The sequence below is a fragment of the Ectobacillus sp. OTK genome (genome assembly GCF_059698935.1).
Genome location: NZ_AP048547.1, coordinates 2,551,415 through 2,565,264 on the forward strand (window position 1 = coordinate 2,551,415; position 13,850 = coordinate 2,565,264).

The 13,850-nt window shown below is 40.2% G+C and carries 16 protein-coding genes and 2 pseudogenes; 9 read left to right on the forward strand and 9 right to left on the reverse strand.

Going from position 1 to position 13,850, the window contains the following annotated elements; all coding sequences use genetic code 11:
• Window positions 1-68 precede the first annotated feature (68 nt).
• From sdaAB to AC6HZ4_RS12580, 4 genes and pseudogenes are all read right to left on the reverse strand, one after another.
• Window positions 69-737, reverse strand: coding sequence for an L-serine ammonia-lyase, iron-sulfur-dependent subunit beta (gene sdaAB, locus AC6HZ4_RS12565; protein WP_497495358.1), 669 nt, complete (start codon window positions 735-737; stop codon window positions 69-71).
• Between the two features lie 6 nt (window positions 738-743).
• A complete protein-coding gene (gene sdaAA, locus AC6HZ4_RS12570; protein WP_497495359.1) occupies window positions 744-1,628 on the reverse strand; it encodes an L-serine ammonia-lyase, iron-sulfur-dependent, subunit alpha in 885 nt (294 codons plus the stop codon).
• A gap of 42 nt (window positions 1,629-1,670) precedes the next feature.
• On the reverse strand, window positions 1,671-2,129 hold the full coding sequence (locus AC6HZ4_RS12575; protein ID WP_497495360.1) for an Lrp/AsnC family transcriptional regulator: 459 nt from the start codon (window positions 2,127-2,129) through the stop codon (window positions 1,671-1,673).
• Between the two features lie 355 nt (window positions 2,130-2,484).
• Window positions 2,485-2,844 (reverse strand): annotated as a pseudogene (locus AC6HZ4_RS12580) (4-hydroxyphenylacetate 3-hydroxylase C-terminal domain-containing protein); the annotation flags it as partial.
• Between the two features lie 202 nt (window positions 2,845-3,046).
• Here AC6HZ4_RS12580 and AC6HZ4_RS12585 point away from each other — a divergent pair.
• From AC6HZ4_RS12585 to yodN, 4 genes are all read left to right on the forward strand, one after another.
• On the forward strand, window positions 3,047-3,226 hold the full coding sequence (locus AC6HZ4_RS12585) for a small acid-soluble spore protein H (protein ID WP_497495361.1): 180 nt from the start codon (window positions 3,047-3,049) through the stop codon (window positions 3,224-3,226).
• Window positions 3,227-3,443: 217 nt separating this feature from the next.
• Window positions 3,444-5,552, forward strand: a complete 2,109-nt coding sequence (locus AC6HZ4_RS12590; protein WP_497495363.1) for an ATP-dependent Clp protease ATP-binding subunit — start codon at window positions 3,444-3,446, stop codon at window positions 5,550-5,552.
• A gap of 208 nt (window positions 5,553-5,760) precedes the next feature.
• Window positions 5,761-5,976, forward strand: coding sequence for a YozE family protein (locus AC6HZ4_RS12595; RefSeq protein ID WP_497495364.1), 216 nt, complete (start codon window positions 5,761-5,763; stop codon window positions 5,974-5,976).
• A gap of 251 nt (window positions 5,977-6,227) precedes the next feature.
• The gene (gene yodN / locus AC6HZ4_RS12600) at window positions 6,228-6,890 is read left to right on the forward strand and encodes a germination protein YodN (RefSeq protein WP_497495366.1); all 663 of its coding nucleotides are present in this window, start codon (window positions 6,228-6,230) and stop codon (window positions 6,888-6,890) included.
• A gap of 7 nt (window positions 6,891-6,897) precedes the next feature.
• Here the strand turns inward: yodN and AC6HZ4_RS12605 are convergent, their stop codons facing one another.
• Complete coding sequence (locus tag AC6HZ4_RS12605; RefSeq protein ID WP_497495368.1) at window positions 6,898-7,080, reverse strand: DUF3930 family protein; 183 nt, start codon at window positions 7,078-7,080, stop codon at window positions 6,898-6,900.
• A gap of 155 nt (window positions 7,081-7,235) precedes the next feature.
• On the opposite strand from AC6HZ4_RS12605, the gene AC6HZ4_RS12610 reads away from it, so the two are divergent.
• The 4 genes from AC6HZ4_RS12610 to AC6HZ4_RS12625 all read left to right on the forward strand — a co-directional run bounded on the left by AC6HZ4_RS12610 (window position 7,236) and on the right by AC6HZ4_RS12625 (window position 9,971).
• Window positions 7,236-7,415 carry a YozD family protein gene (locus AC6HZ4_RS12610; RefSeq protein WP_497495369.1) on the forward strand — a complete coding sequence of 60 codons (180 nt, stop codon included), beginning with the start codon at window positions 7,236-7,238 and terminating at the stop codon, window positions 7,413-7,415.
• 293 nt (window positions 7,416-7,708) lie between these two features.
• The gene (locus AC6HZ4_RS12615) at window positions 7,709-8,524 is read left to right on the forward strand and encodes a serine/threonine protein kinase (protein WP_497495370.1); all 816 of its coding nucleotides are present in this window, start codon (window positions 7,709-7,711) and stop codon (window positions 8,522-8,524) included.
• Window positions 8,506-9,270: a sporulation protein gene (locus tag AC6HZ4_RS12620; protein WP_497495371.1), complete on the forward strand. Its 765-nt coding sequence runs from the start codon at window positions 8,506-8,508 to the stop codon at window positions 9,268-9,270. Before AC6HZ4_RS12615 ends, AC6HZ4_RS12620 begins: the two co-directional genes overlap by 19 nt.
• Before the next feature lie 71 nt (window positions 9,271-9,341).
• On the forward strand, window positions 9,342-9,971 hold the full coding sequence (locus AC6HZ4_RS12625; RefSeq protein WP_497495373.1) for a phosphatase PAP2 family protein: 630 nt from the start codon (window positions 9,342-9,344) through the stop codon (window positions 9,969-9,971).
• Between the two features lie 169 nt (window positions 9,972-10,140).
• Here AC6HZ4_RS12625 and AC6HZ4_RS12630 read toward each other — a convergent pair whose 3' ends face one another.
• From AC6HZ4_RS12630 to AC6HZ4_RS12645, 4 genes and pseudogenes are all read right to left on the reverse strand, one after another.
• Window positions 10,141-11,016, reverse strand: coding sequence for a cation diffusion facilitator family transporter (locus AC6HZ4_RS12630; protein ID WP_497495699.1), 876 nt, complete (start codon window positions 11,014-11,016; stop codon window positions 10,141-10,143).
• Between the two features lie 246 nt (window positions 11,017-11,262).
• Window positions 11,263-11,577 (reverse strand): thioredoxin family protein, encoded by a 315-nt coding sequence (locus AC6HZ4_RS12635; RefSeq protein ID WP_497495374.1) that lies wholly within the window; start codon window positions 11,575-11,577, stop codon window positions 11,263-11,265.
• A gap of 72 nt (window positions 11,578-11,649) precedes the next feature.
• Window positions 11,650-12,210, reverse strand: a pseudogene (locus AC6HZ4_RS12640) (site-specific integrase).
• Between the two features lie 218 nt (window positions 12,211-12,428).
• Window positions 12,429-12,734, reverse strand: coding sequence for an ImmA/IrrE family metallo-endopeptidase (locus AC6HZ4_RS12645; RefSeq protein ID WP_497495376.1), 306 nt, complete (start codon window positions 12,732-12,734; stop codon window positions 12,429-12,431).
• Between the two features lie 484 nt (window positions 12,735-13,218).
• Between AC6HZ4_RS12645 and AC6HZ4_RS12650 the strand changes: the two genes are divergently transcribed.
• Window positions 13,219-13,629: a CHRD domain-containing protein gene (locus AC6HZ4_RS12650; protein WP_497495700.1), complete on the forward strand. Its 411-nt coding sequence runs from the start codon at window positions 13,219-13,221 to the stop codon at window positions 13,627-13,629.
• Window positions 13,630-13,850: the final 221 nt, after the last annotated feature.

Below are 13,850 nucleotides of genomic sequence, written 5' to 3' on the forward strand. Positions count from 1 at the left end.
TCGGATTTTCACTTTTTGCATCACTGGCATACGGATCAGCAAATTACATTCATTATAAGCGAGTCGACCTAAATAGTTTGAACTAATCGAATATCCTTTAAAAAGGGGATAGATGCCTTCATCGATTGAATGATCTCATCTCGTATGATTTCGTCGACTTCACAAATCGTAATCGCGGATCCGCCTTTTTTCCATCTTTCCAAGGTCAATCGTGCGATATTATATCCCTGTGTCCTGAGAATATGGGATATCTCCGCTAAGAAACCTTTTTGATCTGTATGGTAAAGAATTAACGTCGGCTTTTCTCCTGTAAATTTTACAGGAAGATCATAGAGTTCTTGAACCTCTGCCTTTCCTCCACCTAAAGAGCTGGCAAGTAACTTTACTGAGCGAGTAGGCCCATTGGCCTCAATTAAAACAGTATTAGGATGATGCATCCCGGCATTTGCCTTCGTAAAGACATAGTCGACACCCATTTTGGACGCAATCTGATCGGATATAGGAATGTCGTTACTAGCCGTGGTCATCCCTAAAATCCCTGCTAATAAAGCCAAGTCTGTACCATGACCTTGATACGTTTCGGCAAAGGAGCCCATAAGTTGAAAATTCACTTTTGTCGGATGTTCATCTAGGATCTGTCGGGCGATGTTTCCTATGCGAACAGCTCCTGCTGTATGGGAACTAGACGGTCCCACCATGATGGGGCCGATAATCTCAAAAGCACTTCTATATTTCAAAGAGAATCACCCCCCGTTTTTGTTAAAAATCTTTTCTCTCAGCGCTTGCCCCGTAGGTGTTCCGGCAAGACCGCCGATCCCTGTTTCGCGAAGAGATGCCGGCATTTCTGTACCCACTTCATGCATGACCTGGATTACTTCATCCGGAGGGATAATACTTTTTACCCCAGCTAATGCCATATCTGCGGCTGCCATAGCGGTGATCGCGTGTAAGCCGTTGCGAATGATACAAGGAACCTCTACAAGGCCGCCAACTGGATCGCATACTAACCCCAAGGAGTTTTTTAAAGCCAATCCTACAGCATGTCCTACTTGCTCTGCTGTGCCGCCGCCGAGTTCTACTAATGCTCCCGCTGCCATGGCGGTTGCGGAACCGACCTCAGCTTGGCATCCCCCTGCAGCTCCGGAAATGGAAGCAGAATTAGCAATTACGAGACCAAGTGCGGCCGATGTCATCATAGCTAAAATAATCGCATCTCGAGAGTAACGTCCAGTATCCAACGCATATACCAATACTGCAGGCAATATTCCAGCTGACCCTGCTGTGGGCGTTGCGACAATGCGTCCCATCCCTGCATTGACTTCCGAAACGGAGAGGGCATAGGCCATCGTATGCAGCGTTTGAGGATGGATAAATGTATTTCCTTGCTTGATATATTCATACACCCGATAGGCATCTCCGCCTGTGATACCACTACGGGACATCACGGGTTCCTGAATTCCCTTCCGCACAGCCTCTACCATAACTTCAAATTGTTGTTCCATTTGGTTGAGAATTTCAAGCTTGGAACGTCCAGTCTGCTCGATTTCAATCTCTAACATCAATCTTCCGATGGACATGTTCTGATTTTCAGCTAGTTTAATAAGCTCGTGCAAATGTGTAAAAGCCATATGCTATGCAAATCCTTTCTATATGGGAATTGGAAATATGAATTATTCTTCAGTGGGTAATGGAATTCTTTGCGTGTCTTTATAAGAATTAAGTACAATCGTTGTCCGTGTTTTCAAGACACCTGGTAATTTTCGTAATTCTTGACTAATAATTCGATCCAAATCTTTTGTTCCCCGACAGCGAACCTTCATTAGATAATCATCTTCCCCCGCGACATGATGACACTCTTGTACTTCAGGGATTTCAGATACTCGTTTTAAAAATAATTCACGATGTTCTAATCGGTCTATGGAGATGGAGATAAATGCAGTCATTTCATACCCCACTGATTCCGAATTGAGAATGGCGGTATAGCCATTAATAACACCTTGTTCTTCCAGCCGACGGACCCGGTCAGCGATAGCGGGACCGGACATTCCTAAATTCGCCGCCAAGTCAGCCCAAGTCGCCCGACCATTGGACATTAAAAGATTTAGAATTTTGTAATCTAAGGAATCCACGTTAAATCTCCTTTGTTATGTAATTATTTTTATTATAATTCCTTTTTTATAAAATTCAATAAGGTATAATGCTTTGTTTTTGAAATAAATTTTCGTTTTTTAAATCGGATTATTTAGAATAATAGATGTAAATGCTCTGATAAGAAACCTGACACTTTAAAAAAGCGGGCAACACAAACAAGAATATAAGAAATCTGGCACCCTAAAAGCCGGAAATCCCACTAAGAACCATCTAGTTATATCCAAAATATGACTAAAAAGGAGACTGCTCTCAAAAAAGGTTGTTAAACTGCAACCTTTTGAGTCAGCCCCTTTTTTCAAGGGAATATATGTTGAATTGTCTACGAATGTGTATTTAAATATACTTTTCCACCATCTTTTTAAATCTTGTTTTGTCAAAAGTTATATATTGATTTGCTAAATTTCGAATGGGGTCTCCTGCATAAAATCGTTCATATAATTCATGTCGGGAGCCTAATGGACTTCCTATTAAATCCCACGCAAGTTTAAAAAGTTTTGTTCTTTTTTCAGCATTTACTCCTGCTCCCTTAAAATACTCTTTTAAAAGAGGTGAAAGTGGACCTTCGAAATCATGGACACTTGAAGGCAATTGAATAAATCCGCCTGCTCCTATTAGCTGTAGTATTTCTATCGCACGAGGATAATATTTAGAACCAAGATTTCTAGCTGTTTCAATATAACTAAACTCCGGAATAAAAGTTCCATATTTATCTACTGCCCCCTTGTGATGAGGTTAGTTTTCGGTATGTTTCAATCGGATATTCTAATCACTATGATTTTTTTAGCTAAATTTTAACGAGAAATTGTTTCTGAAATATTTCCCTCGCAAACGAGAATATCAAGACCATGTTGTGAAAATAATATAACAGTTACTGAATCATAGGGAGGAAAATCACATGGATAAGCAACGCGCGAAAGAAATTGCAGCTTCACCAGTCATGGCAAATGTAACATTTGATGGTCATCAAATCTATATTGAGAAGGTAGATGAGCAAAATGGAACTGCTACGATTTACCCTCTTGATCAGCCAGAGAAGAAACAAAATGTTTTGTTAGAATACCTAGTGGAGTATTAAAAATGGAGTGTATAGTCCCTTCCTATTGGGACTGTACATCCCATTTTCGTAACAATAAACGTAAGTCTCCCTAAAAAGGAGGCTTTTTATATGTAGAAAATACCAGTTGATAATTATTATAAAATCATTACAATAAAAGTACGTCAAAGGTCAAAGAAAGTCAAAGTCAAATCTGATTTTTTATAAATAAATATATATTGAAAAGGAGTGGCGTGATATGAAATGTCAAGCATGCGGCCAACAGATGGCTACTGTACTATTGAATATTCGCGTAAATGGTCAAAAAAGCGAAAAGCATCTCTGTCATGCTTGCTATGAAAAGGAAAGACAGAATGCATTTGTAATGGGAGGGTCTCCATTTGGTGGATTCTTTAATTTATTTGAAGGAGGAGCACCAAAGGGAATGCCAAACGCTGGAGCAGAAAAGCGACAGGTGGTAAAGGAAAATAGTTTGCTTGGGCAAATCGCACGTAATTTAAGCGATGCAGCAAAGAATGGCCGTATTGATCCTGTTATTGGCCGAGAGAAGGAAATTGATCGAGTCATTGAGATCTTGAATCGAAGAAATAAAAATAATCCTGTGTTAATTGGTGAACCAGGTGTAGGTAAAACTGCGATTGCAGAGGGATTGGCACTTCGCATTGTCGAAGGAAAGGTTCCAGCTAAATTATTGAACAAGGAAATTTACGTACTCGATGTCGCTTCCTTAGTGTCTGACACAGGGATTCGCGGGCAATTCGAGCAACGTATGAAGCAGTTGATCGAAGAACTGCAGCAAAATCATAACATTATTTTGTTTATTGATGAAATTCATACAATTGTAGGTGCGGGCTCTGCGCAGGGCTCTATGGATGCAGGGAATATTTTAAAACCGGCATTGGCGCGCGGTGAGCTCCAAATTATTGGCGCAACGACTTTAAAGGAGTATCGTATTATTGAAAAGGATGCAGCATTAGAGCGACGCTTCCAGCCTGTTATGGTAAATGAGCCTTCTGTAGAAGAGGCTGTTTCGATTTTAACGGGCTTGAAAGGCCAGTATGAACGTTATCATCAAGTTCAGATTCCGGATGAGGTTATCCGAGCATGCGTGACGCTCTCCAATCGCTATATTCAGGATCGTTATTTGCCGGATAAGGCGATTGACTTGCTGGATGAAGCGGGTTCAAAAGTAAATCTGCGCGGAGGCAATCAGGAGTCAGCAAGTCTTGAGCTTGAGTTAAATCGTATTCGTGCAGAAAAAGCGAAAGCGACAGAGAAAGAAGAGTATGAAAAAGCAGCTCAGCTTCGCGATGAGGAAAAGAGTTTGCTTGAGAGATTACAAGCAACAGAGCAACCTGAAGCAATTGTAACAGTACAGGATATTGAACGTATTATTGAAGAAAAAACCGGTATTCCTGTAAGCAAGCTGCAGCAGCAGGAACAACAGAAGCTGCAGAATTTACAGCAGCGTCTGACAGAACGAGTAATCGGGCAGGAGCAAGCTGTCGAGAAGGTTGCGAAGGCTGTACGCCGCGGCAGAGTTGGTCTGAAATCTAAAACAAGACCGACAGCATCCTTCCTGTTTGTAGGACCGACGGGAGTCGGAAAAACAGAGCTTGCTAAAACACTGGCAGAGGAAGTATTTGGAGATCGAGAAGCGATGATTCGTCTTGATATGAGTGAGTATATGGAGAAGCATTCTGTATCCAAGCTAATTGGTTCTCCTCCAGGCTATGTTGGTCATGAGGAGGCAGGCCAGTTGACTGAGATGATCAGAAGAAAGCCGTATAGTCTTATTCTGCTTGATGAGATTGAAAAAGCACACCCAGATGTACAGCATATGTTCCTGCAGATACTAGAAGACGGTCGTTTGACAGACAGTCAGGGCCGTACGGTCAGCTTTAAGGACACAATCATTATTATGACAAGCAATGCAGGTGTGACTGATAAAAAGGCAACTGTTGGATTCGGTGCATTAGGACAAGAACAGCACAGTAATCTCCTAGATTCTTTATCTGCTTACTTTAAGCCGGAATTTTTGAATCGTTTTGATGGAATTATTCCGTTCAATCATCTAGAACGAGAAAGCCTAGTGAAGATTGTCGGGCTTCTATTTAAGGAATTGCAAGAGAATTTGGATGAACAGCACATCGAACTGATTGTGGAAGAAGAGGCAATGCAAAAAATTGCTGAAATCGGCTATCATCCAGCATTCGGTGCGCGACCACTGCGCCGCGTTATGCAAGAAAAGGTAGAAGATGCCATCGCGGATCTTCTTTTGGACGATAACGTACAAGGTATTCGAGTCTTTGTGGAAAACGGCAATATTCAGGCCGCAAAATTATGATAAAGAAGGATACGCCAAGTTGTTTGCTTGGCGCATCCGTTTACATAGATGGGCGACGTGCGAAAAAGCGTAATATGCAGTGACTGGATAAAGAGCTATAGCTTTTAGGAAATAATAAGTTTTACTCCTAGCCTCGCATGCGTATACGCTGCGCTGGTTTTTTTTTTGGACGACATGTATAATAAGTAAACAAAAAAGGGGGATTTCTATGAATAAGTCATTCTATCATTACATGATGAAATATCGGGACGGTCGTAAAACAGACAGTATGACGCAGCTTGCAACCAAGATTTATGAAGATTATAGCTTTCCAAAGCAATCATCCGATTATGATGAAATTAGCTCCTATCTTGAGTTAAGCGGTCTATTGATGACCATGGCTATATTTGATGAGGCTTGGGATTATTATGTCACAGAAGCATAAAACGGCGCACTCCGTACAAAGGGTGTGCCGTTTTTTATACTTAAAGAATGTAGGGATTTTCAACGGGAATTTTCAGTGCAATTACGCCTCTATCTTCATCTCAAGTCTCGCCGATAGGCGAGTTTTCTTTATAAAAAATTGAAAAATTCTTTTCTACATACGTATGTATAATAAGCGTTTTCGCAGCGAGCGCATATACTGTTATCGTCACAGCACTCTTCAATCACGACTCACAAAAGGAGAGAAATACATTGACTAAGAAAAAACAACCCAAATATAGCATTGGCGATATAGTCGTGATTACATTGTATGGGACCGTTGGCAAAATTACGAATGTAAAGCTGCTTGACGGTGTATATCTATATGAAGTGAATAATCACGATGGTATTTACGTGGAGCATACATTACAATTAATAACAGATTATGAGGGACGGAATGTGGAAAAAGAATGGATTGAACTGCATTATAAGTTTACCTTTGGTGATCTTGTGCAGGTAACCGGCTATGAAAAAGATGTATTTCGGGTAGTTGGCTACCGCACTGAAGTTTGGCGTTATAAAAATGATGCATGGGAAGATACGATTTATGAGTTGTCCCGCATTACAGATGGTGAATGGCTCGAGGCGGATGAAGCAGATCTCACACTCCTGGCAAATGCTCAAGCGGCAAATAGCATATTAAAGAAGCTGAAAAATGACAAAACAGGTATTAATAAGCTCGACCTTGAAAAGCTCAAATCTGTCAATAATTCTAAACGTGTCGGGATTAAAACGAATCGTACGGAAATTATTAATGGCTTACTTGATGTATATAATGATTATCGAGAGCTGTATCACACATTCCAAGATGAAGAATACAAAATTGTGATGGATTTAGTTCTCAGTTACTTAACGAAGCTGACTAGGAAAAAATAAAGTATGTCTATAAAGAGAAAAGAAATTGCAATAACACATGTATTGTGAAGGGTATGCCCACTATAGTTAAAAAGATAACGAGAGCTTTTATAATACGGTCGGTCCACATATCAAAGTGTTCACTCTCAAATGCGGCTAGACGTGATGTGTCTTCCTCTGTTTTCCAATTAATCACGCTATTTTTTCCCATACGATAGTTCCTCCTTTAATAGCTTGTACTACATGGGTATGCACAGGCATGTTTTCATATGACTGGTACATACTGCGACGATAAAAAAATGTTTTTTCGTTTGTACACATAAATTTCATTTTCCCTCATAAAACAGAAATAAAGGGGTGATGAATGTGAAAGAAATTGAAGTGGTCATTGATACGGAAGAGATTGCCGAATTCTTTTACAATCAGTTAATCCGAAGAGGATACGTGCCAGAGCCTGAGGAAATGGAGGAACTGGCAGATATCACATTTGATTACTTACTCGAGAAGTGCATGATTGATGAAATTTTTGAAGAAGAGGAAGAATAAGAAACGAAAGTAACGACGGGCTGCACTCGTCGTTTTTCATTTCTGATTTACGAAATTGTAACAAACTTCGACTTCCAACCACTGTTATAATGGAAATAAATTCGAGAATGAGGTGAAGCAATGTTAAAAAAATTACTTAAAGCACTATTAGGACAAAATCATAAATATCATTCCTACTCCAGCAGTGATTACAAGAAGCGTCATCATTATGGAAAACACCACCATTATGGTCATGGACATTATAAGAAAAAGCATAAAAGCCATAGTGTCTTTTCCAGCTTTTTCAGCAGCTAATGGCGTTTTTTTCACGAATCGCAGGTATCTTTGATAGGCCGCTGCAGGTTGGTACTGTTTTGCTGCACTATCGCATAGAAAGTGTAATCGGTATGGGAAGCTACGGATTTACGTATCGCGTTACTGATTTGAACACAATGGAAGAAAAGGTACTAAAACAGCTGCGGAAAAGCAAACAAAAGCTTGCATCGGGAAGAAAATCATTTCAGGATGAGCAAACCATTTTAAAGGAAATCAATCATCCTTGTGTTCCGCAGCTGTTTCATTCTTTTGTTTGGGATGATGAGCCGTTTTTTGTGATGACATACATAAAAGGGAGAACATTTGAACAGCTCATTTTTGAAGAGCAGCAGGTGTATACAGAGAAGATGGCATTTTCCATTATTTGTGATATTCTGAGGATTGTTTCCCATTTTCATCAACAAGGTATTATTCATCGAGATTTACGCATTCCAAATATTTTAACGGAGGGCGGACGTATCTACATTGTTGATTTCGGTCTAGCCTGCCGCATGGGAGAGAAGGATAAGAGAGAGGAAACGTTTTTTGGTGAGAAGCAATATATGCGAGAGGTTCATTACCGCAGTGACTTTTATGCGCTCGGACATTTTCTTCTCTTTTTGTTGTACTCGGGCTATACGCCTGTTTCCAAGAAGGAACGCCCTTGGTATGAAGAGTTGCCTATATCTCATGAAGGCAAAAGCATAATTATGCGTATGCTGCGAATGGAAATACCGTATGAAAATGCAGAGGAACTGATGGCCCATATTGGAACAATGGAAAAGGAGAGAACTATATGTTTCAAAGATTTTTAGCGAGCGTCGGTATTGGGGCAGCCAAGGTCGATACAGTGCTGCAGCGCGATGAATGGTCACCGGGAGAAGAAGTGAAAGGAATTGTACATATTGCGGGCGGCGCTGTCGAGCAAAATGTTGATAGTATTTATCTCACGCTTTCTACTACTTATACACGAGAGTCAGATGACCGAAAAGTATCAATGACACATGACTTGGCGAAAATTCGCTTAACCGATCCAATTGTGATTAAGCCAGGAGAAAAGCGGGAAGTGCCATTTTCTTTTGTATTACCTATTGAAACACCTTTAACATTCGGTCTTAAAAAAGTATGGATCCGTACAGGGCTAGACATTAAACATAGCATGGATCCGGGCGATACGGACTATATTCAGGTGCTGCCAGGTACTCTTATGAGCAGTGTGATGCAGGCTGTCCAAAGCCTCGGTTTCCGTTTACGTCAGGCAGAATGCGAAGAACTGCCGCATCGTTTACGAGGCAGTGTTCCATTTGCGCAGGAGCTTGAGTTTTTACCGGTGTCTGGTCCGTTCTATCGAAAGCTGGATGAGTTAGAGCTGCTTATTTTTCCGCGTTCGATGAATGAGCTGGAGATTGTTATGGAGATTGACAGGAAGGCACGAGGATTAGCAGGCTTATTTTCCGAGGCGCTCGATTTAGATGAGACGCGTATTCGTTTCACGGTTACATCTGCTGATGTGGCAGCACTTGGGCAAAGACTAGAGGAGACGATAAAAAAATATTGCTGATGCATAAAATAAAAAATAGAGGGGAAGCTAAGAACCCCTCTATTTTTATTTGAGCGAGGTTGATGAGAGTGATGAAACAACGCGTACGTTTGCCGGAGTGGATGATATTTTGCGCGGGTGTTTTTATTATCATAGCAATTACGTATGAAACAGCAGCTTTTGCTTATTTTGATGCAGCAGTGGGCAAATATGTCCAAGCCTTTCGGAACGATATGTTTACTCCATTCTTTATGCTTATATCAGACATAGGCTCCATTCAACTGTATACACCGCTTGTGTGTTTGCTGGCGTTGTATTTCTTCATTCGAAAGCGCTGGTTAGCTGCTGTTTTTTTATTTGTTAGTTTATATGGTTCCCGTTATTTGAACTTTGCCTTAAAGTCTTGGTTTGAACGCGCACGGCCTGATATTAATACACTTGTAACTGCTACTGGGTATAGCTTTCCGAGCGGCCACGCAATGAATGCAATAGCATTTATCGGCTTTATTGCTTATTTAACGATTACAGAGCATCGTTTAGAGCTTCGGCAGAAAGCGATTATTATCGTAATGGCTTCATTGTTGATTTTTTCTGTTGCCTTAAGCCGTGTGTATCTGGGGGTTCATTATCCATCTGATATTCTTGCGGGTTGTGCAGCAGGAGGGGCTTGGCTTATATTGTGTATTTTGTTCCATCGATTTTTTCCTAAAAAAACAGTTTGATGTCTTATATGTAATTCCATCTGTAGATAGGGAAGCATTAAGGAAAAGAAGTGTTTAATTGTAAGCATATGGGCTAAAACAGCGATTTGCTTTCACAAATCGCTGTTAATTTTGTTGTGCAACTACACCTCTATCTTCGCCTAAAGGCTCGCTAATCGTCGAGTTTTCTTTATCGTTTTTTTGTTTTACTTGGTTCTACGTGAATATGAGAATGAAGAATCTGATGCTCTTTTTTTAGCCGCTCTTCAATTTCATCTGTAATACGGTGACTTTCTATTACATCCATAGTTGCGTTTACTTCAATTGTGATGTCCACATAGGCTTCGTTTCCATACATGCGGCCTCTAATGTCTGTAATTCTGTTGACTCCATTTACTGCAGCCACTGTATGTTTATATAATTCCATCTCATATGGATCGATGCCGTCCGTTAATAAATGAGAAGCATCCTTGAAAATATCCCAGGCTGTTTTGCAGATGATGATGCCGACGATGAGTGCTGCGATTGGATCGAGCACAGGAGCGCCATACTGGGAGGCAACGATACCGACTGTAGTGCCAATGCTAACAAGCATATCAGAAAAATTATCCTTTGCCGCCGCTTCAAGCGCTTTGCTTTTTGTTCGTCTTGCAAGAGTTGCATTATATAAGTATACGCCGTACATTACGACTGCACAAAATACAGCTACCCATGCTGCTATTATACTAGGTGTTGTTTGTTCTTTTTGAAAAAATAAACGAATGGCTCCAAGAATTACATCAATTCCTACACTTGCCATAATAAAGGAAGCTGCAAGAGAAGCGACTTGTTCAGCTCGAGAATGACCGTATGGATGATTGTGATCACGCGGTTTTCTAGAAATTTTCAAGCCAATTAGTACGGCGAGAGATGCTCCGATATCTGTTAAGTTGTTCAGTCCGTCTGCGCGAAGAGCACTTGATGCGGTAATATAGCTTATAGCTAGTTTTACTGCTGATAAAAATATGTAGGCAGCAATACTAACAATTGCACCGCGGTCTGCTTCTTTATGAGAATATGCTTCCATGTGCATATCACACAACCTTTCGCAAAAATGTTCCTGTATAAGAGTAACAGATAAGAAACGAGTGGGTCTATACAAACATTGTTGTACGAAAGTAGTTTTTTAGGCATAGGAGAAGAGTGTTTCGGAAGGGCAAAATCCAAAATTGTTATTTCTTTATGAAATTAACTGTAAAAATATTATGTAAACATGAAGATGTGTTATCAGCAAAACAGCCTCCTTCTCACTGTAAGGAAGGAGGCTGTTTAGTTAATAAGCTTGTAAAAATTCTGTTACCTGTTCTTCCGTTTTAGCATTTGCGCTATGTAAATGACCGAGTTTTTTGCTATTTTGGAAAATTAATAAGCTTGGAATACCCATTACCTGATATTCCTCAGCAATTTCAGGAAAATCATCCTTGTTTATTTCATACCAGTTAAATTTACTAAAGGTCTCCATAACGTCTCCAATAAATTGGTCCATTCTTACGCAATCTGGACACCATGTAGTGTAGAACTTGATGACGACAGGATGTTCACTATTGATAATCTCCTGAAATTCCTTGATATCATTGATCTTTTGCATGTTTACACCTCTTGTTTTTGAATTTTAATGGAGCACTATTTTAAGGTTGTTTTTCGTGTTTGCTAACATTGCTCATTTTTTGTCCGAAAACAGATGCTCCGCGAATTTTTCCGCCGCTTCTTTTTGAAGGCCTGGAACGACATGTGAATACGTATCGAGAGTCATGCCTGCCTACTCTACTCGCGCATGCCCTAATCGTTCTGAAACAATTTTAGGGTGCACACCTTGTTTTAGCATCAAAGTAGCATGTGTATGTCGCAAATCGTGAAAGCGGATATTTGGCACTCCACTTCTTTTTATAGCTTTTTTCCAGAGTTCGGTCAAGTTTCTGAACTTGCATGGCTCACCAAAGCTATTTGGGCAAACTAAATCAAGTGCATTATATCCGGCACCGAATGCTTCTTTTTCTCTCCCTAAGCGATCTTGTTGTTCTTGGAAAGCATCAATCACAACGTCAGGGATATCGATAAGACGTTTTCCAAATGCTGTTTTCGGCTCATGAAACTGTCCTGATATGTGCGATAGTGTACGATTGACAGATAGTGCTTTTCTTTCCCAGTCGATATCGGACCATTTCAAACCAAGTATTTCACCCTTCCGCTTCCCTGTTTGCTCATCGATGCCAATATCTATGACATACGTCCATGTTTTACCTCATTTGTAGAAATGGCCTTTCATCCATACCATTCCCTTATATACATTCTGTTGCAAATTTGTTCCAAGCGCGCTTTGCAAAGTTCAGGAGTTACCTTGAATAGATTAGACATTTCGGTGATACTGTCTCGGCCGAGACGGATATATTGTAGCATATGAGCTAGAATTGCCGCGTATTTGGTGAAATTTACCGCATCTCATTCTTGCCATTCTCGAAATAGAGGAGGCATTGCCCCTTGCATTCCTTCGTGACGAAGGATATGACACAACTCATGAAAAAAGGATTCACGCTGTTGTTCAGGAGGGAGGCGGGAGTCTACAATGACAATTCGCATATAATCGTTCATGATGTAATAAGAATCTGCTTCCTTTTTTAGGAGAATAATATTACACCGTTCAGCAATTACATCAATCTGCAAATCGACTGGTTTCTTTATGCCAATGCGTTTATAAAAAGCAATAACCCAATCCTCAAGTGGAGTAGTACGATATCCCGAAAACATGATTGTCACCTCGTAGATGTATATAAAGAGAACTTATGTTCTTGTTGTAATATAAAAAGAAAAAGCCTGCAAAGAGGCTTTTATCTTGAAGAAAATGAGGAACAGACCTTTGAGGACAGTAGATTGGCATAAAGTTCGTTACCGGAAGTATAGGAAGCCGAACCGCCAGATCATCCGTTCATTACATTGCTCCTATCCTATAACTCTACACGCATACGTGGCGGGCGCTGCCCCCGCACCTCCGGCCAGCCTCTGCCCAAAAGCAAAGCAAATATTGTGAATTTTATACGCTGATAAAACTCGATACAGGAGGTGTATATGTGTATATAGTCCAAGCCTTTTTTCTATAACATGAATATTGTATTAGCGAAGATTAATTAGATCATCTTATCACTTATGTATGGAAAGAAGGCTTTTTATGTATTCAAATAGTTGGCAGTATTTAGGAGACGACGACAATCGTCCTTCAAACGCTTCTAACCGTATGGTTGCACGTTTTTTTGCTAGATTAACAGGTCGTGAGGAAGTACCGCCTGTAAGAACAGATGCTTTTGGTTCAGCAGATTTTGTATTCAACGATGATTTTACAAGACTTCGTTTTAAATTAGTTGTGAATGATTTAGATAAATTTACCCAAGCTCATATTCATTTAGGGATGAGAGGCCAAAATGGGCCAGTTGTTGCATTCCTTTTTGGACCAGTAACGCGCGGTATCAGCGTCAATACTGGAGTGGTAACTGGAACAATTACAAAAGATGATCTTGTCGGTCCCTTACAAGGAATGTCTTTATTAGAGTTAGCAAGACAGATGAAAGCGGGCAATACCTACGTGAATGCTCATACGGAAAGATATCCAAATGGAGAAATTCGTGGTCAAATAAGACAAGTTCAATAATTTTAATGGTGTAGACAGTATGCTCTTTTATAGAGTGTCTGTCTTTTTTATTGACGGCAAAACAAAGAAATCCGATCAAGTGCTAGTTTTAATTTACATAACATTCGAAAGAGGAAGTCAGTGTATCTTAAGGTCCCTTCAGACAGATTTTATTCTGAAGAGGCTTTTGGGAAATTTGTTATTTATTCACAATGTGTTCGGTTTATCAAACTTTCGGACTT